The 24,216-nt window shown below is 38.4% G+C and carries 27 protein-coding genes and 1 tRNA gene; 15 read left to right on the forward strand and 13 right to left on the reverse strand.

Translation table 11 applies throughout. The features are described 5' to 3' along the window. Positions 1–4: 4 nt before the first annotated feature. From narH to moaA, 7 genes are all read left to right on the forward strand, one after another. Positions 5–1,561 carry a nitrate reductase subunit beta gene (narH, locus tag U0839_RS00135; RefSeq protein WP_413549829.1) on the forward strand — a complete coding sequence of 519 codons (1,557 nt, stop codon included), beginning with the start codon at positions 5–7 and terminating at the stop codon, positions 1,559–1,561. Further along, complete coding sequence (gene narJ, locus U0839_RS00140; RefSeq protein ID WP_155566071.1) at positions 1,561–2,217, forward strand: nitrate reductase molybdenum cofactor assembly chaperone; 657 nt, start codon at positions 1,561–1,563, stop codon at positions 2,215–2,217. The genes narH and narJ overlap by 1 nt, the downstream gene beginning before the upstream one ends. Continuing rightward, positions 2,201–2,887 carry a respiratory nitrate reductase subunit gamma gene (gene narI / locus U0839_RS00145; protein ID WP_155566070.1) on the forward strand — a complete coding sequence of 229 codons (687 nt, stop codon included), beginning with the start codon at positions 2,201–2,203 and terminating at the stop codon, positions 2,885–2,887. Before narJ ends, narI begins: the two co-directional genes overlap by 17 nt. Positions 2,888–2,905: 18 nt before the next feature. Further along, positions 2,906–3,682 (forward strand): molybdate ABC transporter substrate-binding protein, encoded by a 777-nt coding sequence (modA, locus tag U0839_RS00150; RefSeq protein WP_155566069.1) that lies wholly within the window; start codon positions 2,906–2,908, stop codon positions 3,680–3,682. A 6-nt stretch (positions 3,683–3,688) separates the two neighbouring features. Next, positions 3,689–4,366, forward strand: a complete 678-nt coding sequence (modB, locus tag U0839_RS00155) for a molybdate ABC transporter permease subunit (RefSeq protein WP_155566068.1) — start codon at positions 3,689–3,691, stop codon at positions 4,364–4,366. A 50-nt stretch (positions 4,367–4,416) separates the two neighbouring features. Next, a complete protein-coding gene (locus U0839_RS00160; protein WP_413549833.1) occupies positions 4,417–5,031 on the forward strand; it encodes an ABC transporter ATP-binding protein in 615 nt (204 codons plus the stop codon). Positions 5,032–5,161: 130 nt separating this feature from the next. Next, positions 5,162–6,151, forward strand: coding sequence for a GTP 3',8-cyclase MoaA (moaA, locus tag U0839_RS00165; RefSeq protein WP_413549834.1), 990 nt, complete (start codon positions 5,162–5,164; stop codon positions 6,149–6,151). A 10-nt stretch (positions 6,152–6,161) separates the two neighbouring features. On the opposite strand, the gene mog is transcribed toward moaA, so the two are convergent. The 5 genes from mog to U0839_RS00190 are packed head-to-tail and all read right to left on the reverse strand — an operon-like array spanning position 6,162 to position 9,260. Then, positions 6,162–6,728, reverse strand: coding sequence for a molybdopterin adenylyltransferase (gene mog, locus U0839_RS00170; RefSeq protein WP_155566066.1), 567 nt, complete (start codon positions 6,726–6,728; stop codon positions 6,162–6,164). Between the two features lie 24 nt (positions 6,729–6,752). Continuing rightward, complete coding sequence (glp, locus tag U0839_RS00175; protein ID WP_413549836.1) at positions 6,753–7,961, reverse strand: gephyrin-like molybdotransferase Glp; 1,209 nt, start codon at positions 7,959–7,961, stop codon at positions 6,753–6,755. Further along, the gene (gene mobA, locus U0839_RS00180; protein ID WP_155566064.1) at positions 7,945–8,559 is read right to left on the reverse strand and encodes a molybdenum cofactor guanylyltransferase MobA; all 615 of its coding nucleotides are present in this window, start codon (positions 8,557–8,559) and stop codon (positions 7,945–7,947) included. Before mobA ends, glp begins: the two co-directional genes overlap by 17 nt. Continuing rightward, positions 8,552–9,010, reverse strand: a complete 459-nt coding sequence (locus U0839_RS00185; RefSeq protein WP_155566063.1) for a molybdenum cofactor biosynthesis protein MoaE — start codon at positions 9,008–9,010, stop codon at positions 8,552–8,554. The genes mobA and U0839_RS00185 overlap by 8 nt, the downstream gene beginning before the upstream one ends. Before the next feature lies 1 nt (position 9,011). Continuing rightward, positions 9,012–9,260: a MoaD/ThiS family protein gene (locus U0839_RS00190; protein ID WP_155566062.1), complete on the reverse strand. Its 249-nt coding sequence runs from the start codon at positions 9,258–9,260 to the stop codon at positions 9,012–9,014. Between the two features lie 56 nt (positions 9,261–9,316). Between U0839_RS00190 and moaC the strand changes: the two genes are divergently transcribed. Continuing rightward, complete coding sequence (gene moaC, locus U0839_RS00195; protein ID WP_155566061.1) at positions 9,317–9,790, forward strand: cyclic pyranopterin monophosphate synthase MoaC; 474 nt, start codon at positions 9,317–9,319, stop codon at positions 9,788–9,790. A 77-nt stretch (positions 9,791–9,867) separates the two neighbouring features. Next, positions 9,868–9,943, forward strand: a tRNA-Lys gene (locus U0839_RS00200). Between the two features lie 194 nt (positions 9,944–10,137). On the opposite strand, the gene U0839_RS00205 is transcribed toward U0839_RS00200, so the two are convergent. Then, on the reverse strand, positions 10,138–11,466 hold the full coding sequence (locus tag U0839_RS00205) for a lipopolysaccharide biosynthesis protein (RefSeq protein WP_110439134.1): 1,329 nt from the start codon (positions 11,464–11,466) through the stop codon (positions 10,138–10,140). A gap of 129 nt (positions 11,467–11,595) precedes the next feature. Continuing rightward, positions 11,596–12,255: a histidine phosphatase family protein gene (locus U0839_RS00210; RefSeq protein ID WP_122124140.1), complete on the reverse strand. Its 660-nt coding sequence runs from the start codon at positions 12,253–12,255 to the stop codon at positions 11,596–11,598. A gap of 158 nt (positions 12,256–12,413) precedes the next feature. Between U0839_RS00210 and rfbB the strand changes: the two genes are divergently transcribed. Genes rfbB through rfbD form a run of 4 tightly spaced genes read left to right on the forward strand, consistent with a single transcriptional unit; the run spans position 12,414 to position 15,852 of the window. Continuing rightward, the gene (gene rfbB / locus U0839_RS00215) at positions 12,414–13,469 is read left to right on the forward strand and encodes a dTDP-glucose 4,6-dehydratase (protein WP_155568600.1); all 1,056 of its coding nucleotides are present in this window, start codon (positions 12,414–12,416) and stop codon (positions 13,467–13,469) included. Then, complete coding sequence (gene rfbA, locus U0839_RS00220; RefSeq protein ID WP_413549838.1) at positions 13,466–14,371, forward strand: glucose-1-phosphate thymidylyltransferase RfbA; 906 nt, start codon at positions 13,466–13,468, stop codon at positions 14,369–14,371. Before rfbB ends, rfbA begins: the two co-directional genes overlap by 4 nt. Before the next feature lie 29 nt (positions 14,372–14,400). Beyond that, positions 14,401–14,961 carry a dTDP-4-dehydrorhamnose 3,5-epimerase gene (gene rfbC, locus U0839_RS00225; protein WP_155566059.1) on the forward strand — a complete coding sequence of 187 codons (561 nt, stop codon included), beginning with the start codon at positions 14,401–14,403 and terminating at the stop codon, positions 14,959–14,961. Positions 14,962–14,973: 12 nt separating this feature from the next. Further along, a complete protein-coding gene (gene rfbD, locus U0839_RS00230; RefSeq protein ID WP_413549839.1) occupies positions 14,974–15,852 on the forward strand; it encodes a dTDP-4-dehydrorhamnose reductase in 879 nt (292 codons plus the stop codon). A 31-nt stretch (positions 15,853–15,883) separates the two neighbouring features. Here the strand turns inward: rfbD and U0839_RS00235 are convergent, their stop codons facing one another. From U0839_RS00235 to U0839_RS00255, 5 genes are all read right to left on the reverse strand, one after another. Beyond that, complete coding sequence (locus tag U0839_RS00235; protein WP_413549840.1) at positions 15,884–16,549, reverse strand: RluA family pseudouridine synthase; 666 nt, start codon at positions 16,547–16,549, stop codon at positions 15,884–15,886. A 17-nt stretch (positions 16,550–16,566) separates the two neighbouring features. Then, a complete protein-coding gene (locus U0839_RS00240) occupies positions 16,567–19,251 on the reverse strand; it encodes a DNA translocase FtsK (RefSeq protein WP_413549842.1) in 2,685 nt (894 codons plus the stop codon). 70 nt (positions 19,252–19,321) lie between these two features. Then, a complete protein-coding gene (rsmD, locus tag U0839_RS00245) occupies positions 19,322–19,879 on the reverse strand; it encodes a 16S rRNA (guanine(966)-N(2))-methyltransferase RsmD (RefSeq protein WP_110439128.1) in 558 nt (185 codons plus the stop codon). Positions 19,880–19,883: 4 nt separating this feature from the next. Next, the gene (locus U0839_RS00250; RefSeq protein ID WP_110439127.1) at positions 19,884–20,660 is read right to left on the reverse strand and encodes a pseudouridine synthase; all 777 of its coding nucleotides are present in this window, start codon (positions 20,658–20,660) and stop codon (positions 19,884–19,886) included. After that, positions 20,641–21,342 (reverse strand): gamma-glutamyl-gamma-aminobutyrate hydrolase family protein, encoded by a 702-nt coding sequence (locus tag U0839_RS00255; RefSeq protein ID WP_155566057.1) that lies wholly within the window; start codon positions 21,340–21,342, stop codon positions 20,641–20,643. Before U0839_RS00255 ends, U0839_RS00250 begins: the two co-directional genes overlap by 20 nt. Before the next feature lie 233 nt (positions 21,343–21,575). Here U0839_RS00255 and U0839_RS00260 point away from each other — a divergent pair, with 233 nt between their 5' ends. Together U0839_RS00260 and U0839_RS00265 are read left to right on the forward strand one after the other, a co-directional pair. Then, complete coding sequence (locus U0839_RS00260; protein WP_110439125.1) at positions 21,576–22,007, forward strand: nucleoside deaminase; 432 nt, start codon at positions 21,576–21,578, stop codon at positions 22,005–22,007. Between the two features lie 89 nt (positions 22,008–22,096). Beyond that, the gene (locus U0839_RS00265) at positions 22,097–23,650 is read left to right on the forward strand and encodes a trypsin-like peptidase domain-containing protein (protein WP_155566056.1); all 1,554 of its coding nucleotides are present in this window, start codon (positions 22,097–22,099) and stop codon (positions 23,648–23,650) included. Between the two features lie 142 nt (positions 23,651–23,792). Here the strand turns inward: U0839_RS00265 and U0839_RS00270 are convergent, their stop codons facing one another. Then, the gene (locus tag U0839_RS00270; protein ID WP_110439123.1) at positions 23,793–24,101 is read right to left on the reverse strand and encodes a TRL-like family protein; all 309 of its coding nucleotides are present in this window, start codon (positions 24,099–24,101) and stop codon (positions 23,793–23,795) included. Between the last annotated feature and the right edge of the window lie 115 nt (positions 24,102–24,216).

The raw sequence follows: 24,216 nt of genomic DNA on the forward strand, positions 1-24,216 counted from the left end.
ACCAATGAAAATTAGAGCTCAAATTGGCATGGTGTTGAATCTGGATAAATGCATAGGATGCCATACTTGTTCCGTGACATGTAAAAATGTATGGACCAGTCGAGATGGTGTTGAATATGCATGGTTCAATAACGTTGAATCAAAACCAGGGGTTGGATATCCCAAGGAATGGGAAAACCAGGATAAATATAATGGTGGATGGGTTTTAAAAGGTGGCAAGTTGCGTCCCCGTCAGGGTGGCAAGTTACATATTATGGCAAATATATTTGCCAATCCCAATCTTCCGCAAATTGATGATTATTATGAACCCTTTACATATGATTATGAACGTTTGCAAAATTCTCCGGATGTAAAAACCCCCCCTGTTGCCCGACCAGTTTCGGTCCTAACCGGACAAAAAATGGAAAAAATAAATTGGGGACCAAACTGGGAGGATGATCTTGGTGGAGAGTTTTCAAAGCGTGCAAAAGACAAGCTTTTTGATGGTATTCAAAAGGATATGCTGTCAACTTTTGAAAATACATTTCTTATGTATTTACCAAGATTGTGCGAGCATTGTTTAAATCCAGCCTGTGTTGCAAGTTGTCCTTCAGGTTCAATTTATAAACGTGAGGATGACGGTATTGTCCTGATAGATCAGGATAAATGTCGCGGCTGGAGGATGTGTGTCTCGGGCTGTCCCTACAAAAAGATATATTTTAACTGGGTTTCTGGTAAAGCAGAAAAATGTATATTCTGTTATTCACGTATTGAAGGTGGACAGCCAACCGTTTGTTCCGAAACATGTGTAGGGCGTATTCGTTACCTGGGTGTTTTACTTTATGATGCAGATAAAATTAAAGAGGCTGCATCTACGGAAGATACCCAGGATTTGTATGAATCCCAACTTGATGTTTTTTTAGATCCCAATGATCCGGCAATTATTGCGGAAGCTCTTAAACAGGGTATACCCCAAAGCTGGCTGGATGCGGCAAGAAATTCACCGGTCTATAAAATGGCAGTAGAATGGAAAGTTGCTTTCCCCCTGCATCCAGAATACCGCACCTTACCAATGGTTTGGTATATTCCACCTTTATCGCCTATTCAGTCTGCAGTAGCGAATGGCATGATTGGCAAGAATGGAATTATTCCTGGTATTAAGGATTTACGTATTCCAATTCGCTATTTGGCTAATTTGCTTACGGCGGGGAAAGAAGAACCCATTATTAACGCCTTGGAAAACATGATTGCGATGCGTCGTTATATGCGTAGCAAGTCTGTTGATCAACGTCCTGATCGTTCTGTCTTGAAAGATACGGCTTTGACTGAAGTCCAGATTGAAGAAATGTATCAGATTATGGCGATTGCGAATTATGAAGATCGTTTTGTCATTCCATCATCCCACAAGGAAATGGTTGAAAACGCATTCCAGGATAAGGCTTCCTGTGGATTTACTTTCGGGAATGGATGCTCTGACGGGGTGAATAAGGCAAGTCTTTTTGGCAAGAAGGTTTCTCCAATTATCTTTCACGACGCTGTAGAGGATCGTGAACAGAACAAGGCAAAAGAAAGCAATAGCTGATGGAAATTTTCAAGATACTTTCAGTTTTATTATGTTATCCAGAGCAAGAATTGCTTGATGCACTCCCTTCAATTTTGGGACGTTTAAAAACGCTTGAGATTGAATGGAGCTTGCTTTCTCCCTTATTGGAACATTTGCAAGAAAAGGATTTGATTGATTTGCAAGAAGAGTATGTTTCACTTTTCGATCGTAATCCATCATGTTCATTGCATTTATTTGAGCATATTCACGGTGAGGACCGTCTAAGGGGGCAAGCCCTAGTCAATCTCATGTCAGAATATAAGGCAAACGGTTATGATATTTCAGTAATTGATGAATTACCAGATTATTTGCCTTTATTTTTAGAGTTTTTATCTGTCTGTAATGAAGGTGAAGCAAAGGATTTACTGGCGGCATCAATTGACGTGATTGATCACATCGGATCAAAATTGCGGGAAAGTCAGTCTGTCTATACGGGTATTTTCACTTTACTTGTCAATTATTCTTCTGTTCAACCTCAACCTTTAAAAGTTCCCCCAGTTAAAGATATGGAGGAGGCAATGGAGAAATTTGGCCCAAATATTGAGGGAGTTGAACCTCTTTTACAAACGAATGCCTGTAATCTCTGTTCTGTAGACAATGAAAATAAAGGGGCAAGTCATGCATTATCTCGATAAATTTATTTTTGGAATTTATCCGTATATCGTATTAACAATTTTTGTTGTTGGATGCTTGGTACGTTTTGAACGTGAACAATATTCATGGAAAAGTGATTCCAGCCAGATTTTATATCGTGGACAATTAAGATTTGGAAATATCTGTTTTCATATTGGTATTTTAGGTCTGTTTTTTGGGCATCTTTTCGGTCTTTTAACACCCATCTGGGTTTGGGATACACTGGGAGTTACCCATTCAGCAAAACAGATTTTCGCCATGATGGCTGGCGGCATCATGGGCAGTATCTGTTTGGTTGGGATTTTGATCCTTATTCACAGAAGATTTGTTTCAGCCCGTATATTGGCAAATAGTACCTGGCGTGATAAATTGTTGTTAATCTGGTTATTATTGACTTTGTTACTTGGTTTATCAACAATTTTTGTTTCGGCTCAGCATACGGACGGTCATGAAATGGTTCAACTTATGACATGGGTACAGCATACAATTACCTTTCAAGGTGATGCCGTGGCCTATATCATGAATGCGTCATCAATCTTCAAATTCCATCTTTTTATGGGAATGACAGTATTTGCTATTTTCCCATTTACCCGTTTGGTTCATGTATTTAGTGGCTTTGCCATGGTCAGTTATGTAACTCGACGCTGGCAGTTGGTAAGACCACGTTCATGAACGTGAAGATGTGAACTGATGAAAAATCCCAAAATACCGGAATTAAGATTGCTTAAACTATTGGCTGTTGTTCTGGCTTGTTTTGGATTTTTTCATTCCGTTCAGGCAAAAGAGATTGTTGTTTCTGCGGCGGCTAGTTTAAGCGATGCTTTTAAAGATATAGCTAAAATTTATGAAACATCGCACCCTCAGGATAAAATTTTATTTAATTTTGGTTCTTCGGGCAGTCTGTTAAATCAAATAGCACAGGGTGCCCCGGTTGATCTTTTTGCATGTGCCGATGAAAGCACAATGGATATGGCAGAGCAAAAAGGATTGATTTTTCCTGGATCAAGACAGGATTTTATTAATAATCATTTGGTTCTTGTGACTTTTATTCATAGCAAGTTACAGATACGTGAACTGGCAGATTTAGATAAACCCTTGATTAAGCGGATCGCGTTGGGACAAGTTGTAACTGTTCCAGCGGGTCGTTATACAAAATATGCATTGCAGGCTGCAGGTTTATGGCAAAAATTACAAGATAAATTCATTCCTGCGCAAAATGTCCGTCAGGTTCTGGATTATGTTGCCTGTAATGAAGTGGATGTCGGTTTTGTTTATGAAAGTGATGCAAAACTTTTTTCAGATAAAGTTAAAATACTTTATCGGGCTCCTTTGCCAAAACCCGTTCAGTACCCAGTTGCCTTGGTTAAAAATACTCAAAACCCAAATCAGGCTAAGGCGTTCATGGACCTGTTATTTTCAGTTAAAGGTCAGAGAATTTTTAGACAATACGGTTTTGCTGTTCGGTAGTTGTTCATGGGAATAAATTTTACCTGGACGGCTCTTTTTTTATCCTTGAAAATTGCCGTTTTCGCAGTCTCGATCAATATGTTTCTGGCAATACCTGCAGGATATTTTATTGCTCGGTATCGTTTTTATGGTAAGGAATTTTTAGATATTGTCTTTACATTGCCAATGGTTATGCCGCCGACTGTATTGGGATACTATTTGTTAGTATTGTTTGGACAGCATGGTTGGATAGGACAAATATTGGGAAAATATTTTCATCTTAGTCTTATATTTACGTGGCAGGGGGCTGTTTTAGCCGCTATTGTCGTGACTTTTCCTTTGATATTCAAACCCGCCAGAAGTGCCTTTGAATCAATCAATCCTTGTTATGAACAGGCTGCACGGGTATTGACTATTTCTGATATGGCGATTTTTTTCCGTATAACCTTACCTTTGGCTTGGCGTGGTATTATGGCAGGTTTATTACTGGCATTTGCCAGGGCTTTGGGAGAATTTGGTGCAACCCTGATGATTGCCGGAAATATTCCCGGAAAAACGCAAACCCTATCTTTGGCAATCTATGAAGCCGTTGAAGCGGGACAGGATCATGCCGCAAATATATCCGTCTTGATTTTATCCGCTGTTTGCATTTTTGTTTTATTTATGGCTAAACGGCTGAATATTACGCATAATTCAATTTATTGATCATGATATTTCAAATAAATCTCAAGAAATTAATAAAAAATCATCATCATGTGTTTCAGCTCAATGTTGATTTTTATTCTCAAAATCGTTCAGTGGTGATATTTGGCCCGTCTGGATCTGGAAAAACAACATTGCTTAAAATAATAGCGGGATTAAATTCACCAGATTGCGGGTTGATAAAAATTGATAATAAAATCTTTTTTGATCAGAAACGTAAAATCAATCTGGCCCCCCAGGAGAGAAAACTTGCTTATCTTTTCCAAGGTTATAGTCTTTTTCCGCATTTAACAGTCAAACAGAATATTTCCTTCTCACTTGTCAAGGGAATATTTAATCCCCGTGTCAGTCAGGATTTTGCAATTGTTAAGGACTGGATGAATCGCTTGGAAATTCTGAACTATGCTGAATATTATCCATATCAATTGTCGGGGGGGCAACAACAGCGGGTTGCATTGGCTAGGGCATTGGTTGCGCAACCCGATTTGTTGTTACTAGATGAACCGTTTTCAATGCTCGATAGTCGCTTGCGACGCAAATTGCGGTATGAAATAAGGGATATTCAACAACGGTTGCAATGCTTGATGATGGTTATATCGCACGATGATGAGGATGTAGAGTGTTTTGGTGAGGATATCTTACATTTGGGAAAAAATAGTAATTATTAGATGAATTAATAAATAATAGTCTGATTGTATTTTATCTATAATGATTTTTTAGAAATATTTAAGTCTTTTTTTTGATTTTTAAACACATATATAAAATTCATAACTACAAAGTCTTTATTGCAATTATGACGTGGCCGAGCTTCTGATGCTGATTGATAAATTTGGTAGAACAATTGATTATTTAAGAATTTCTGTTACGGATCGCTGTAATTTAAGATGTTCTTATTGTATTCCGAAAGGATTTAATGATTTTGAAACTCCAGACCATTGGCTCACTTTTGATGAATTAATGCGTGTTGTTTGTGCGTTTGTAAGATTAGGTACAAAACGTTTTCGCTTGACTGGTGGTGAACCGTTGGTTCGCAAAAACCTAACAGATTTGGTGCATCGAATTAAAAAAATTGATGAGGTGGAGGATTTATCCATTACAACGAATGGAACCTTGCTGACATCCCATGCCAAATCATTGTTTGAGGCAGGCTTAGATCGTTTGAACATAAGTCTTGACTCCTTGAATCGTAAAAATATAGAGGATATTACAGGTCTGGATTGTCTAGAGCAGGTTATGGAGGGTCTGCGAACAGCAAAACAACTGGGTTTTCATAAAATAAAGATTAACATGGTTGTATTGCCAGACAAGAATATGGCAGAAATTGAACGAATGCTCGAATTTTGTATTGAACACGGGTTTATTCTGTGTTTGATTGAAGTCATGCCAATGGGAAAAACCGGGCAAAATATGACAACTGTCTCGCTGCAACCCATTATACAAGGATTAAGGAAACATTACGATTTGCGTTCAACGATGAAGATAATAGGAAATGGTCCGGCGCGTTACTGGGAAACAGCAACAGGTAATGTATGTCTTGGATTAATTACACCGTTATCACAGCATTTTTGTGCGACATGCAATCGGGTTAGATTGTCGGTTGATGGAACCCTTTATATGTGTTTGGGACAGGATAACAGCTTTGCGTTAAGGCCGTTATTAAGAAATCATTGTAGTGATAAAGAACTGGATCAGGCCATTCAAGAAGCGATAGAATTAAAGCCAAAAGAACATGATTTTTTAAAACAGCCCAATAAAATTATGCGTATTATGTCAAAGACAGGAGGATAGGTTGACAGTCCTATTTTTTAGGTAAAAAAGCTTTTACGACTTTTTTATCTGTTTCAATCCTGGGTCCACCAATTACATCGATACACATTGGAACCGCGGCAAATACTCCATGTATAAGAACCTTGCCATCTTGATCTTTTACCCCTTCCAATGTTTCACGAATGGCATTCGGACGTCCGGGCAGGTTTAGTATCAGGCTTTTTTTACGGATTACGCCCACTTGTCGTGACAGAATGGCGGTTGGCACGAAATATAAACTGACTTGACGCATTTGCTCACCAAAACCGGGCATAACTTTATCTGCGATGGCCAGAGTTGCATCAGGTGTCACATCTCGGATGTAAGGGCCTGTACCGCCCGTGGTTAAAACAAGGGGACAATCTTGATGATCGACCAGATCGATTAATGTTTTTTCAATCAGATCCTGTTCATCAGGAATTAAATGCTCAATATATTGTTTTTCGTTAAGAACCGCTTTATCCAGCCAATTTTTCAAGGCAGGTAAACCTTTATCTTCATATATACCCTGACTGGCTCTATCACTGACAGAAACCAAACCAATTTTTATTGCTGTCATTTTATATTTTCCTATCAATAAAGTCTAAAGAGAATAGTCAAGTGGATAAATTTTTATAAAGTCTCCTTTATGAACAGGGGTATTTTCCGGAATTTCTGCCAATCCATTTGCTTGGGAAAATGTTGCCAACATGGCAGAACCCTGATTATTTAAAAGACTAACATGAGCAGGTGATTGAGAATAATCAACCCGCACCCGTAAAAACTCCCGTCTTGCTTGGGTTTTCCTTTTTTCAAATTGGGCTTGAGCAAGAATAGTTTTTGGCAGGTAATTCTGTAATGTTTCGCCGGCAAGATGTCGTAAAGCGGGAATAACAAGTTGTTGAAAGGTGACGAGGGTGCTGACAGGATTACCGGGTAACATAAAGAATATTTTGCTATTGATTTGTCCCCAGGCAAAAGGTTTGCCGGGTTTAATGGCAAGTTTCCAGAAAATGAGTTGGCCAAGCTGTTGTAAGGCGGCATGAACGTGATCCTCTTCACCAACCGAAACTCCACCAGATGAGATAATGATGTCTGCTTCTTTACTGGCTTTTTTTAATGCGATTTCAGTTTTATCCCGATTATCGGGAAGAATGCCTGCATCAATGACATGATGTCTGGTTTTTTGAAGCCAGGTTATCAAAAGATAACGGTTTGCATCAAAAATCTTGCCAGAAGATAGAGGCTGACCTGGGTTGATCAATTCATTTCCTGTGGAATAAACCCAAATGGTTAAAGGTTTATATATTTTGACATTTTGATAGCCTTGACTTGCCAGTAAAGCAACACTTGCGGGCGTAAGCCTATGGCCTTGTGTAAGCAGTATATCACCTTTTTTTAGTTCTTCCCCTTGATAGCGTATATTTTGTCCTTTTTTGATCTGCGAGGTAAGAGTTAGGGTGTTGTTTTCAATTTTTGTATTTTCTTGCTGGATTACAGCGCTGGTTCCGGGGGGAATTGGAGCTCCGGTAAAAATTCGTGCGGCTTCACCAGTTTGGAGGGTGGCATTGGAAAGGGAATCTCCTGCTGCAATCCGGTTTGTAATTTGCCATTCAGAACATTGACAAGGATCACCACCCAGAGCATAGCCATCCATGGCACTATTGCTGAAAAAAGGTGTGTCATATTGAACATAAATATTTTCAGCAAGAACTAGATGATTTGCCTTTAAAAGGGGATAATCTTCTATGGGTTGTTTAATAGAGGTTCTTTGCAGAAGTTCTTCAAGGGCCTCATCATAGTTTTTTAGCATGGTGCCTGTCTTGTTGATAACGGGTTAATGTGTCAAGGTCGTTAATATTGGTAAATTCATGTTCATCATGAAAATTCACTTTTATATTTGGGTGTGCAGATATCCATGATTTAAGGCTATAATGCTGATGATTTAAATGATTGGCAAGATAGTCATTCGTACAGGGTTTGCATAAGAGGATACTTGGATGAATCTGTTTTGGTGTCGCTGCGTACGCAATTAGCAAGTCTGGATTTGATATCAATGCGTGATAAAGTGAGGAAACTAGATTTGCGGGTAAAAAGGGAGTGTCGCAGGGAACAACCAATATGTAATCTGTATGAGCGGGAATAAAGGAATAAAGACTGACAATGCCAGCCAGGGGACCTTTTCCTTTCCATTGGGGGAGATCCTGGTAGACTGGAAAACCAAAAGATTGATAAGTTTCAATATGATTGTTTGCGCTTATCAAAATGTTTTGAACATGCGGTTGAATACGTTGGATAACATGATTGACAAGGGGATGACTATTAAGAGAAAGCAATCCTTTGTTTTGACATCCTACACGCCGACCTTCCCCACCCGCCAGAATAAAGGCGGCAATATTTTTATCATTCATGACTGGACCATCGTTCTTTTTCTTTTAAATCGTATGATTTAGCCCTGACCCATCTTGACTGTCCGTTTCTAAAAAATTCTTTTTTCCAGAATGGAGCTTCTGATTTTAAATAATCCATTATGAATTCAGCAGATTCAAATGCAGCCTTTCTATGACTGGCCGCTGTCAGAACCAAAACGATTTCTTCTCCTACCCGTAAATTCCCCACGCGGTGTATAACCTGACAACCCTGTATATCCCATCGTTTTTTTGCCAAATGAATTATTCGTTCAATTTCTTGTTCAGTTACAGACGGAAAATGTTCAAGATAAAGATAATCAAGCGGTTCTTTTTCATCAAACCCCCTGACGATACCGGTAAAGCTGACAATTGCACCACAATTGAAAATGTGAATCTTTTTTCGGAATTCCTCTTGTGAAAAAGGTTGGGTCTGTATTTTGACAGAGAACAATTCAACCTCCTGTAACAGGAGGTAGAATGGCAACTTCATCATCAGGATGAAGGGGAGTGGGTTGATAGATAATGCGTTGATTAATGGCCAGGCGGAAAATGTTTTCTTCTGCCAAGGCGTCCGACCAAGAGGCATTGCGGCTTCTTAAAAAATTAAGTAAATCTTGTGAATTACCTTTGTCCCAGGTAATTTCTTCCTCTTCAATTTGTAAAATATCTTTAAGAAAACCAAAATAACGGATTTTTATCATATTATATATATAGCATCTGCTAGAATGAGTTTAAAGATTAATATAGGAAGAATATCATGAGTAAATTGACGCATTTTGATGAGTCTGGGCAAGCTCACATGGTTGATGTCGCAAATAAGAAAATCTCGAAAAGAACTGCCATGGCTGGGGGGTCAATCCAGATGTCTCAGGAAGCTTTTGAACTTTTGAAAAAAGGAAACAGTCATAAGGGTGACATATTAGGTATAGCAAGAATTGCCGCCATACAGGGTAGCAAACAGACTTCAAATTTGATCCCTTTATGTCATCCATTATCGCTAAATCATCTAAAAGTGGAATTTGAATTGGAAGAAAGTAAAAATATTGTGCATATGCGGGTTACTGTTGATACAGAGGGCAAAACAGGAGTTGAAATGGAAGCGTTGACAGGGGTTTCTGTAGGATTGTTAACCGTTTATGATATGCTTAAAGCGGTAGATAAAAGAATGGTCATGCATAACATTCATCTTGTTTCTAAAAAGGGTGGGAAAAGCGGAGAATTTAATTTTTAAATTTTATAAGGAAAGTTCAGTCTAATTACTGAATTCATCTTGTATTTTTGATCGCTTCTTGATAAAAGTTCTGTGTGGGGCGCATAGCTCAGTTGGTAGAGCAGCTGACTCTTAATCAGCGGGCCCAAGGTTCGAACCCTTGTGCGCCCACCATTTTCTTGATACAGCAATTTTTATTTATCAAATATAATTTTGAGAAATATGCATTTTTAAGTTAAAAGCCCCATATTATGAGCTTAAAATTCATGTTTTTGAATTTTGGTTATTTAAATAATAAAAAAATTAATGAGCATTAAACAATATTATAATATTTAATAAAAACATTATTCATAATAATGCAGGATTTATTATTGTGTTATAGTTTTCTTTTTATATTTTATAACAAAAAGGATTTGGGAAATAACCAGTAATACAGATGAAATTAGGGTGGCTGGTCCAATCCCCTGTATCCCCCATTTTTGAATAAAAATAATCAACATTGGTATATAAATGAAACTGTTTATTCCACGAGAAATGGATGCCCCTTTGGTATTTCCTGTTGTGATTAAAATGGGTTCCAAGGAAATCCCCCATAGGATAACTGCTTTTGCACCAGCCAACCAATATAGTAAATGAAGGGTTTCAGGTGTGGTGGATTTATGAAGTAATAATGAAATGATATATGGTGCAATATAAGGTAGAATGAGAAAAATAACGGAAATGATACCGCCGGTTAAAAGAGTGATTTGCAAGGCCATTTTATAAAGGTGCGATGGTTTGCTGCCCTGCCATGAGCGGGTCATTTCCGGATATAATGTAGATTGTAGCATAATGACAGGTTTTGCAATCGCTTCTGAAATTTTATTGGCAATCGAATAGCGTGCATTTTGAACAGTACCAAGCATACTTCCAATAATTTGAGCGGTTATATGGGCGGAAACAAGGGAAAAAGTCATGTTTATATTGGTATTCCAGGCAAATTTCCATATCCCGGGTAAATCTTTGGTAAGCCCATCATTAATACGATTGAAAAATCCTTTTAAAAAACCTTGCTTGTAAAGTTGGTACAAAGCGGTGACCAAAATAGTAATGAAATTCATGAAAGTGGCAAAAGTCCAGACAATAACTGCTCCCAACATACCACCATGAATAAGGGTAAGAAAAGCGATGCCCAAGAACCGAACTGTTGTTGTTGTTGTTCCTTGAATGGCAAGTAAATCATAACGGTTCAATAATAATAAAACGCCATTGGCTGTTGCACTTGTCGTAAATAAAACAGAAAAACTGAAAATGATACCCAGATAATGCCATTCAGGTGGCCACCCCAAAATATTGCTGAAATTTATGGCAATCAGAACACTGACGACCAAGGCAAAGGTAGCACTGCATGCATCAAGTAAAAAAGAAAATCGCAACACTCGTTGAAAAAGGGGAAGATCTTTATTTTGATAGGGTTTAAGGCCGTAATGCAAGACAGTCTGCCATGATTGAAATTCTGCCACATCGCCCACAAGCTGGCCAAAAGCGTATATAAGAACCAGAAAACCGTATCCTTTATCGCCAATGAGTCGGGTTGTTAAATAAATTTGGGCTAAACCAAGAGGAACATTGATGATCTTTCCGCTTAATAATTTTAATACGTTATATCCTGACCGCCTTAAACTGCCTCTATAGGAAGGGATTTTATTCTTTGGCACTCTTTATTCCATAGTTTCAAGTAAACAGATTTTGTTATTTTCAGTTTTTCAGGGCATTAAAGAGATAATGCCTTAGCAATTTTTTTTTAAGTTAAAATATATAGTAACTTTTTTTAGAAAAATAAAAGGCTAAATCATATCATTTACCGTAATAATATGCCAATGTTCACGTGTTTTTTCTATCAGAGTAATGGAAAGGTTATAAATGGCAAAGGATAATGCTGAATTAACCGGGATTTTTGAAGCATAGGCAAGGGCAGCCCGAATAGCCCCGCCATGAGATATGACAATAATATCTTTATTTGTGTATATTCTGCTAAATTCCTCCATTTTGCAACTGACTCTTTGATGGACATCATTCATGTTTTCACCTTTAGGTGGAGTTTCTTCGGCTGAGAAGGGCCAAAAAGGGTGCGCAGAAAATTTTCGGTGTTTTTCAACTGTAACATGTGATAGACCCTGCCAGGCTCCAAGATTCTGTTCCAGAAAAGCATTTTCGATTTGTAAATTCTCAGATCCATAACCCGCCTTTTGAATTTGTAAGGCCGTATCTCTTGTACGGGACAGGCTGGTAATGAACCAAAGTTGTGTCTTGGGTAATTTCTTGGCCAGAAACTGATAGTATGTTTGTTGTTTTTTTAAATGTGTAGGACAGATTGGAACATCTTTAGTGCCATAAAGATAAGAACGGTCCTTTTCATTAACAATTGCATGACGAATAAACCAGAAACGTGTCGTATCACCAATAGAATCAGGATGGTCTATGAAACTAAAATTATTGTTAGACATAAGCAATGATATACTTTATATAGTCAAAAAATATGGGTATTTATATCATAAATTGCAAATTGGTTTGATTTAATTATTATAAATTTTTAAGATATTTTGAAGATATTCAATAAATTTATAATATAAAATACAAAAAAATTATTTAAGGTACATTAATAATGTTGATTTTAGTCACTGGAGGATGTGGTTTTATTGGTTCAGCTGTGATTCGACATCTTATAAAAAATACGCAGCATGAAGTGGTTAATATCGATATCCTAACGTATTCGGCTTCTCTTGATAATGTGGCAGAAATAGCCGGAAATAGCCGGTATTCTTTTTGCAAAACTGATATTACTGATTTTATTTCATTAAAAAAAATATTTAACCAATTCAAGCCTGATGCAGTAATGCACCTGGCTGCAGAATCTCATGTAGATCGTTCGATTGATGGGCCTGAAGTGTTTATTCGGACCAATATTCATGGAACATATTGTTTATTACAGGCTGCTTATGAATATTGGAGAGCAATGTCAGTAGATAGACAAAGAAAATTCCGTTTCCATCACATTTCAACAGATGAAGTTTTTGGCGCTTTACAGTCTGGAGATCCCCCATTTACAGAACAAACTCCCTATGATCCGCGCAGTCCTTATTCTGCTTCAAAAGCAGCTTCAGATCATCTGGTTAGGGCTTGGTTTCATACATATGGACTTCCAACTTTTGTGACAAACACAACAAATAATTATGGCATTTGGCATTTTCCAGAAAAGTTAATCCCGTTAATGATTATCAATGCCTTGGAAGGCAAGGCTCTACCAGTTTATGGTAAGGGAGATAATATAAGAGACTGGCTGTATGTTGAAGATCATGCTGAAGCGCTTGTAAAAGCTATAGAGCTTGGAATTCCGGGAGAAACTTATGCAATTGGTGCCCAACAACCCAGAACTAATCTGGAGGTTGTGCAAACGATTTGTCATATTCTTGATGAACTGAAGCCTGATCCTCAGGGAAAATATGAGCGGTTGATTCATTTTGTGACGGATCGTCCAGGTCATGATTTTAGATATGAAATAAATCCAGTCCATGCACAAACCGAATTAAAATGGAAAGCAAAACACAATTTTGAAGAAGGAATTCGTAAAACGATTCAATGGTATTTGAATCATGAGGATTGGTGGAAAAATATTCGTCAAAAACATTATGCTGGACAACGGTTGGGAATAAAACAATGACAAATCAGCATGAAAAATCAATAAAGGGTATATTACTGGCTGGTGGATCAGGTACAAGGTTATATCCTTTGACAGCTGTTTCCAGTAAACAGCTATTGCCTATATATGACAAACCCATGATTTATTATCCGCTGACAACATTAATGCTGGCAGGTATTCGGGAAATCATGATTATCTCTACCCCTCATGATATACCACAAATCAAAAGATTATTGGGAAACGGTTCTGATATTGGAATGAAATTTGACTATTGTGTTCAACCCAAACCTGAAGGTATTGCACAAGCCTTTGTTTTAGCTGAAGAGTGGTTGGATGCTTCCCCTTGTGCCCTGGTGCTGGGGGATAACTTGATCTTTGCTTCACATTTAAGTCAGCTGTTGCAAAAGGCGGTTCAACGAAAATCCGGTGCAACGATATTCAGTTATCAGGTTAGTGATCCTGAACGGTACGGTGTTGTGACATTTGATGAAAATGGCAAGGTAACCCAGATTGTAGAGAAACCGAAAGATCCTCCTTCAAACTGGGCTGTGACAGGACTGTATTTTTATGATTCAAGGGTTACAGAATATGCAAAAAAAATAAAACCATCAGTACGTGGTGAATATGAAATCACGGATTTAAATAAAATTTATTTTGAAAATGACAATTTACATGTAGAGCGTCTGGGTCGGGGTTGTGCTTGGTTGGATGCCGGTATTCCCGCCAGTTTGATGCAGGCGGGAAATTTTGTGCAAATGATTCAGGCAAGACAAGGGATTTTGGTGGGATCTCCTGCTGAGGTGGCCTACCATAGAGGATTTATTAATGCGGAGCAATTACGTGCAATTGCAAAAAAATTGAATAAAACAGACCTTGGGAGAATGTTGATGGATGTTGCAAACGAAGGTTTTAATCAAAAGTAATTAATTATTAAAAGTAAGAAATATTTGTCATGAAAATAGAAAAATTAGCCATTTCAGAAGTATTATTGATAACACCTCCTCGCTTTCAGGATAATCGTGGATTTTTTTCAGAAACCTATAATGCACAGCGATTAAAAGAAGTCGGGATTGATTTGCCTTTTGTGCAGGATAATCAAAGCCTTTCTGTTCAGAAAGGTGTGGTGAGGGGTTTGCATTGTCAGTTGGGCCCTTATGAACAAGGGAAGTTGGTAAGATGTACACAAGGTTCGATTTGGGATGTGGCTATTGATGCGCGAACGGGTTCTCCGACATATGGGAAATGGGTTGCTGCGGAATTATCAGCTGACAATTGGTCTCAATTGTGGATCCCACCAGGATTTTTACATGGTTTTTGTACGTTAACAGAAAACGTTATGGTACAATATAAATGTACAAATTTATATAATAAAGCCAGTGAGCGTGCTGTTTTATGGAATTGTAAAGAAATTGGCATTGAATGGCCAATCGCTGTAAATGATGCGATTTTATCAGAAAAAGATATGCAAAATCCATCATTTTCAGCAGCAAAGAATTGGTTTTCATATTCATAAAAGGATAAACTGGTGACAATTCTTGTAATTGGCGGGAAAAATGGACAATTGGCAGAATCTTTACGGAATTTGCATGATAAACGCTTAAAGTTCATCGGCCGTCCACAGTTTGATTTTACACAACATAATACGATATCCGGAGTTTTTGAGCAAGATAGACCTGACCTTGTTGTAAATACGGCAGCATGGACGGCTGTTGACGCGGCAGAGGATCATCGAGATGAAGCCTATTTGGTCAATAGCGATGGGCCTGCCTATTTAGCTGAATTATGTGCAGGATGTAATATTCCCATGATTCATATTTCAACAGATTATGTATTTTCTGGTGAAAAGGGGACTCCCTATGTTGAAACGGATCCAATTTCTCCCGAAACAGTATATGGGGCAAGTAAGGTTGCAGGAGAGAAGGCTATTTTACAGGCTCATCCTCATGCAATTATATTGAGGACAGCTTGGGTTTATTCGGAACACGGAAAAAATTTTGTTCGTACTATCATTAATGCGGGAGCCAAAAATCCAGCGCTTCGTGTTGTAGGGGATCAGAAGGGAAATCCAACCTGTTCTGATGATTTGGCTTGGACGATTATGAAAATAGCAGATCGGATTGTCGGTCAAAAATGGCAGGATAATTGGAGCGGTATTTATCATGCTGTTGGAACGGGTGATGCGACTTGGTATGATTTGGCTGTATATGCATTGAGACAGGCAGAGCGTTATGGACAAAAAATGCCTTCCATTACTTCTATAAAAACTGAAGATTGGCCAACTCCTGCAAAAAGACCGCAGGATTCAAGGTTGAATACGGACAAGCTTTATAAAACTTTTGCCATACGGTTACCAGATTGGCATAAAAGTGTTGATAATGTCATTAAAAAAATTTTCTCGACATAGAATTTAAATATAAAAGTCTTGATCTTGAGGGTTAAGACTTTTTATATATGCTGAATTTATTTATGTAATGTAGCATATGTTGTGGTGGCTGAGCCGTAGCAGAAATGACTGTTTCCAATTGAAGCGTTAGGGTTCGACTCAATAATGATAATGGAATGGATGAATATTTCTTGGCACCATATATTGTATCACCGATAATTGGATGTCCCATAATGGAACAATGGGCTCTGGCCTGATGGGTTCTACCCGTTTGTAAATTAAGTTCAATTAAACTGCAAGTATTATCGCCTTTCAAAAATTTCCATTTTGTCAGTGCATTCTGACCTTTATTATCTTGTATCATTTTCCATTGGCCCTTTTGTGTTATTTTTAAAAGGGGTGATGTAATGATACCGGAATATTTTTTCGGTCTACCCTGAACAATGGCCCAATAGACTTTATTTACTTTATGTTGCGCAAAACAGGCTTGGGCCTTGATTAGGGCTTGCTTGCGTAGGGCTATTAATAAACATCCAGCTGTATCCTGGTCTAAACGGTGCACTAGCCATGGCCCTTCCTTTCGTCTTGATAACAGGGGAAAAAAATTTTCGACAGAGGGAATGGAATCATTTTTATCGCTCGAATACACAGGCATTCCAGCAGGTTTGTCAATGATAATATAATAGTTATCTTGATAAAGAATTCTAAAAGGAAGCAAGGTAAAGAATCTTCCCTTTATTCTGATCTTTTAATAAGGATCTCACGTTTACCAACATGGTTGGCAGGACTGACAATCCGTTCTTTTTCCATTTGTTCAATAATTTTGGCTGCTCGATTATACCCGATGGATAAATGACGTTGAATAAATGAGGTGGAAGCCTTTCCTTCCCTTAAAACAAGATTGATTGCCTGGTTATATAATTCATCATTATTACCGCCTGAACGTCCATTATTATCTTCCACAGGGTCAACGGTAACATCTTCAACATAAATCGGCTCACCCTGTGTGCGTAAATGCTGAACAACCCGTTCAACTTCTTCATCAGAAACAAAGGGACCATGAATGCGTTCAATACGTCCACCCGCCTGCATGAATAACATGTCTCCCTGTCCCAATAATTGTTCGGCTCCTTGTTCACCAAGAATAGTTCGGCTGTCAAATTTGCTGATTACCTGAAAAGAGATACGAGTGGGGAAATTGGCCTTAATGGTCCCGGTAATTACATCAACGGAAGGACGCTGTGTTGCCATGATAACATGTATTCCGGCAGCTCGAGCCATTTGCGCAAGACGTTGAACGGCAGCTTCGATATCTTTGCCGGCCACCATCATGAGATCAGCCATTTCATCAATGACGATAACGATATAGGGAAAATGTTCAAGAGGAATTTGCTGTTCCTCAAATGTTGGTTTACCAGTTTCAGGATCAAAGCCTGTTTGTATGCGTCTTGTCATGACCTTGCTTTGATTTTTTGCATTGGTTATGCGCTGGTTATAACCATCAATATTCCTGACTCCAAGTTGGGACATAAGACGATAACGTCTTTCCATCTCCCTTACCGCCCATTTCAAGGCAGACAAGGCTTTGTGCGGATCGGTGACAACAGGGGTCAAAAGATGGGGAATACCTTCATATATAGAAAGCTCTAGCATTTTTGGATCAATTAGGATCAAACGGCATTCATCAGGGGATAGGCGATATAATAAGGATAGAATCATGGCATTAACGCCCACTGATTTCCCTGAACCGGTGGTTCCAGCAATTAATAGATGTGGCATTTTTGCAAGATTTGCATAAATTGGCTCACCAAAAATGTTTTTCCCCAAAGCCAGACATAAACGTGCAGAATTTCTGTACCAGTTTTCTGTATTAAGTAGTTCGGAAAAATATACAATTTCACGAATATTATTGGGAACCTCAATTCCGATAATATTTCTGCCTGGAACGGTGGCAATGCGCACTGATATAACGGAAAGAGAGCGGGCGATATCATCGGACAGGCCAATGACACGAGCAGACCGGATACCTGGAGCCGGTTCCAATTCATATAAAGTTACTACTGGGCCATGTAGAATATTACCTATAGTGCCTTTTACCCCGTAATCATCCAAAATGGTTTCCAGCATGCGAGCATTGGCATGAAGCATTTCAGGTGTAGGTTTATTGCTTTCGTGATTTAAATTGGGTTTTAACAGGGAAAGGGAAGGAAAGGACCAACTGTTTCCTGATTGTTCTTCAAATGAGGGAGGGTGAGATTCAGATGCATTATTGGAAGATACAAAGTGTTCCTTAAGAGGTTTATGAAGCAGGGAAAAAATGCCTTTATTTTTTATGGGCGTAGTTTCCCTTTTTTCATAAGGTTTGTCAGGTTGCCGGGTATCTCCATTTTCTATTGATTCGGTGGGTTTTGTTAATTCTCTCAGAGGTTGCTCATTTTTATTAACTGTGGTGGATACTGTTGTTTCTTGCTTTGTTATCAAGGACTGCGATGCCGGCCGATAATTATTCTGGGCATCTTCCTGATCGTCCTCCGGGTTGAAAATAGGTGTGTTGTCTGGTGCCAGTGAAGAGGGTTTCTGTTTTTTTGCATAAGGCTGAATGGCATGGGTTGTTTCCCTGACAGAATCCTGATAGGCGGGAGGGGTATAGGTTTGTTCTTCCTTCAGGATATCTGGATTGGATTTAAAAGGCGAATGGTTGTAGGTTCGTGGAGGGACATTATAAGAATTATTGATATAATGATCAGTTTCTGGTTCGGCAGGTTTAGATTTCCTGAGTAAAGTATAATAGAAAAATTGAAAGATCTTTTTGAAAAAACCTATGATTTTTTTCCATTCCTGTTTTGACAATCCCATTGTTAGAGGGATTAACAGCAAACAAAATATGGCGCTTAAAACCCAGATCAAGATTTTTCCCATAATGCCAAGTGTATCCTGAGCCGCTATCAAAGATGTTCTCGCAATCACGTAACCAATTGATCCCCCCAATCCAGGTGGAATAACAAGCGTAGGAACTTTGTTGCCTGAAAATAGCAGGATGGTAGCCACAATTAGCGCAGCCATGACTGGTATGGCAATAATCATGGCTATAAAACGGATAATTATTCCTTTTAAATATTGAAATCGTATGATGCGCCAACCCCATGCAATAAAAACGAGCACTGGGAAAAAACTGGCTATTCCAACCCATTGAATTAAAATATCTGACAAATGGGATCCAATATAACCGAGCAAGTTGCTGGGAGGCTGGTTTGACGAGGTATTGAATGAAGGGTCATAAGGATTGTAACTGATCAATGCCAGCATAAGTAACAAGGCAAATATCCATAGAATCCAGCCGCTTGCCTGTATCAGCCTTTTACTGAATGAAGATTGAAATTTTGAAGTCGTGTTTTTTCCAATTTTATTCTGGTTAGGCACAGTAATTATCCAAATCCTTACAGGGGTTTATTTATTTTTATAGGGTTATAAAACTGAAATATACCCTTGGTTATTTTCTTTTTACCCAAAATTTTAGGCATGTATTTTTGAAATTTCGTTCAGCTAACATATGATAATTATCATTTAGCATAAGATTTTCATCTTGTGCAATTTCTGTAATGATAATGGATCGGGTGGAAAGCCAATTTTTATTTTCTAGCGTCTGGAGTGTATAAGGTATAAGGTTTTTTCGATATGGGGGATCCAAGAAAACCAGGTTGCAGGGGTGTTCAGTTATTGGCAGGGCCTGATAATCACTGTAAATTACACTATTCAAATGGCAATGACAACGGGTCAAGTTTTTTTCTAAAACCTGACGAGTTGATTTATTTTTTTCACAAAAAAAACCTTTTCTTGCCCCCCTGGACAAAGCTTCAATACCCAAGGCACCCGTTCCGGCAAAAGCATCGAGAACAAGGCTGTCCTGCAAAAAATATTGTCCTCCCCATTCTGCATGTATAAGCATGTCAAATAATGTTTGTCTTACACGATCGGCCGTTGGACGGGTTTCCAGACCAGCAGGGGGGTACAAATGTGTACCCTTATATTTACCGGCAATAATTCGCATGTATCTATTTATTTCTGGATAAAGGTATGTGTTTACCCGTTTGCTCTCTAATGACTTTTCCCGAAACCTCATCAAGACTATTTTTTGGTAATGAACCCAGCTGGAAAGGTCCATAGGCAATTCGGATTAGACGATTAACTTGTAAATCAAAATGTTGCATAACACGTCTGATTTCCCGGTTACGACCTTCCTGTAATGAAACTGTAAGCCAAGCATTCATTCCTTTTTGTGAATCGATTTTGGCAATGATTGGGGAATAGTGTATTCCTTCAACTGTAATGCCATCTTTTAGCTGATCCAGTTTTGCTTGTACGATATGACCAAATACCCGGACCCGATACCGACGCACCCAGTGATTGGAGGGAAGTTCCAGCTGCCTTGCCAGGGAGCCATCGTTGGTGAGTAGTAGAAGGCCTTCACTATTTAAATCCAATCTACCTACACTGATAACACGTGGCATGTTAGGCGGGAGTGCATCGAAAACAGTGGGTCGTCCCTCTGGGTCTTTGTGGGTGGTTATCAGGCCAACAGGTTTGTGATACCGCCACAAACGAGAATGTTCTGGATAAGCAATGAGTTTTCCATTAACATAGACATTGTCGTTATTCGAGACAAAGGTGGCGGGTTGGGTGATTTGCTGTTGGTTAATAAAGACTTTACCTTCCGAAACCAGTTTCTCAGCATCTCTTCTGGATGCCACACCTGCACGTGCAAGCCATTTGGCAATGCGTTCTCCTTTTGAAAATGAGAGATTGGGAGAATCAGGATCTGTTTTGGGCATAGGTTCTGGCCTTGGCAATTAGTGCTGAAAATAATTTGCGATCAGTATAATCAACAGCAAATTCAGGATGCCATTGTACACCAACAAAAAAAAACCTTGAAGGATCTTCAATTGCTTCGATAGTGTTATCTTCGGCAAGGGCACTTGGGATCCCTTTTCCTGCAGATTTTATTCCAGATTGATGAAAAGAATTTACCATCCATTTTGTTCGTTTGGTTAAAGAATATAAACAGCTTTTTGGCTGAAGTTGAATGCAGTGACTTCCTTGATAGGGAGAATTTATTTGAATATGGGGAAGGCTTTCAGGCAATTCCGTTTGAATATTTTTATATAATTCCCCTTGGAGAAAAAAGGTCATGTGACAGGCCCCACCTGCAATGGCCAGAATGGGAATGTTTTTTTCCCAAGCATATTGAAGAAGATTTTGTTCAAAGGGATCATGATTTTTTGAAGAGTCGGAAAATTTATTTTTATAAAGGACAAGCCCATCCATTTTGTCAAGAATCATTGATAAATTCTTTTGATTGACTGGAAAAATACCCAACGGAATTCCACCTGCCTCAAGAACACTTGTTTTTAAGTTTCTGTCCAGAATATAGGAACAAATGTTGTGATTATCTGTAAAGGGAATTGTACTACTATCCAGCGTGATGCCAATCAAGGGTAAAGAAGAATTTGTCATACAAGAATCATGGAGACGGTGAATATTAAGGGGAATATATTGGATAGACGTTTTTAATAAGAAAAAGATATTTTTGTCAAAGTATCTTTTAACTAAAGATGAAAATAGTTCTTCTAATTGAAAGAATTGGTGATTTAGATGACATATTCTATATTCAAAATTTACTATAGAATTATAACATGTATTAATTTTAAGATATGATATCATTGTATCCTAAACAATCTTACTGGAGAATGGATCAGGCTCTGCATCTTGCGAGGAAAGCATATCAGCGGGGAGAGATTCCGGTTGGAGCGCTTGTTTTATCACCGGAAAACAAGATTGTTGCGCAGGCTTTTAATCAGGTAGAGGCGCATCAAAATCCTTTGGCGCATGCCGAAATGATCGTTTTGAAAAAAGCTTGTCTAAAAGTCAAGAGTAAACGGCTTATGGGATATAGTCTGGTCGTTACATTAGAACCCTGTCCTATGTGTGCCGCTGCTGCAATGCATGCTCGGATCGCAAGAATTGTATTTGGAGCATATGATTCAAAAGGTGGGGGAATAGAGCACGGGGCGCGTATATTTTCACACCAGCAAACGATGTATCATCCCGAAATAATTGGAGGTGTTCGGGAGCATGCCTGTCAAAAATTATTAAGAAATTTTTTTATGAATTTACGGTAAAAAATTTTTAATTTTTGCCATAATTGATCATCATATTATTTCTTAAATAATTAATTTTATGTAAAAATAAAGAAATTACGAGGAATTTTATGGATAAATATTCTAAAAAAAAGCAAACGGTTCTAGAGCTTATAAATCATGTTTGTGGAAAAAAAATTAAACAGGGTTTATTGGCTTCTTTAGTGCTGGGCAGTGCAGTCACAGGTTATAATTCATCCCAGGCAACAGATTTGTTAAAAGATCATTCTGATGCGATCAAGCCGGTAACCTCAACGCAAAATCTGCCTAATTTTGTAAATTTGGTTAAACAGGTCAAACCTGCCGTTGTATCTATTACTTCACGGGTTGTTGTCGGAGACAATGATGATTCAATGATGGGAAATGGATTTCCCAATGGCGATGATAATATGAATCCGTTTCCGTTTCCTTTTCCCTTTCCCATGTTTCCACAACAAATGCCCAAGCAGGTGGCTGAGGCACGTGGATCAGGATTTATCATTTCGCCTGATGGTTATATCGTAACCAATAATCATGTTGTTAAAGGGGCGAAGAAAATAACGATTGCCCTGGAGACTGGTGCGAAATATCAGGCAAAAATTATTGGAAGGGATTCAAAAACAGATTTGGCGTTGTTAAAAATCCAGTCTGAAAAACCTTTGCCATTTATCCAGCTTGGAGATTCAAATGGTATTGAACCTGGTGAATGGGTAATTGCAGTTGGAGATCCATATGGTTTGGGAGGTACCGTTACCGCAGGGATTGTATCTGCCCGGGGAAGGGATATCGGTGATACTCCTTACGATTCCTTTATCCAGGTTGATGCTCCAATCAATCGTGGAAATTCGGGAGGGCCTCTTTTTTCTCAAGATGGTAAGGTTATCGGTGTTAATACAGCAATTTTATCTCCATCAGGAGGATCAATCGGTATCGGGTTTGCCATTCCATCAAATACGGTGAAAAATGTCGTTACTCAATTGGAAAAGACAGGACATGTTACCCGTGGTTATTTAGGGGTTATGGGCCAGATGATCACACCTTCAATGGTGAAAATGTTAAAATTGCCTCCATCTGAGCATGGTATTCCACCAAAAGGGGTTTTGATTGCATCTGTTGCAAACAATAGTCCTGCTGAAAAGGCCCAACTGAAGGTTGGGGACGTCATTCTTTCTTTGAATGATAAAAAGGTTGAAAATCCGAGGGATCTTGCCAACCAGGTTGCGGCTATTACTCCAAATACAATGATTGATCTGAATATTTTGCGAAATGGCACGCGGAAAGTTGTAAAGGTTCAGGTAGGTAATCTAAACGAGGATACCAAGAGTAAAAAAACACCAGCTCCTGCTCCTGGCAGTTTGGGTGTCTCCTTATCATTATTAACCCCTGAAATAAGGCAACAGGCTGGTATTGATGAAAAAATCAAGGGGGTAATTGTTACCTCGATTAAAAACGATTCCCCAGCTGATCATGCCGGATTGCAGAACGGTGATGTCATTGTATCCGTTAATAACCAAGATGTTGATAAACCGGAAATGGCGAACCGGTTGATTAGTTCATCTCTAAAAACAGACAAAACTGTTTTATTGAGAATTTTAAGAGATGGCCAGTCCATATTTATCGCTGTCACACTCGGAGATAATGATTAAATTGCATGATTATCAGTAAGTTAAAAGCAATCGCAAAGTGTTGTTTCTTATTTATAAAGCGAAAAAAACACTTTTTAGAAATTGTTTATATTAATAATTTATAAACAACTTCCAAAAAAGTTAATTATTTATATAAAGGAAGTTATTCCCCTTTTACATTGACACAGGTTTTTCCATAAAAAGGGAAAATACCTGTGGTTTTATAATCAACAGAAGAAACTTTTGTTATGCCTGCCTTCTTTTTGGCAGAATCAATTGATGCATCTCCGCTTGCAACAATACCTAGTAGATTGTGGGCACAACTTGCACCTTTTTTTGAGGTGACAGTGTGATCAGTTGCTGAAATAGGGCCTTTTACATTACTGATTAAAGCTAGTCCCACTGGTGATTTACCACCCGCACATCCGGCTAGTAATCCCGTGGTTGCTAGTAAAAAAAACAGTTTTTTCATTATAAATCCAATAATATATTAAAATAAGTACTAAAATATGTAATTATTTATTAATAAATTAATTACGGGTTTTTAATAGCGGTTCTTTTATTGAATTTCAATCATAAATATTGCA

Origin of the sequence: Commensalibacter sp. A3DC (assembly GCF_047307945.1) — a bacterium.
In the GTDB taxonomy this organism is placed as follows: Bacteria; Pseudomonadota; Alphaproteobacteria; order Acetobacterales; family Acetobacteraceae; genus Commensalibacter; species Commensalibacter melissae.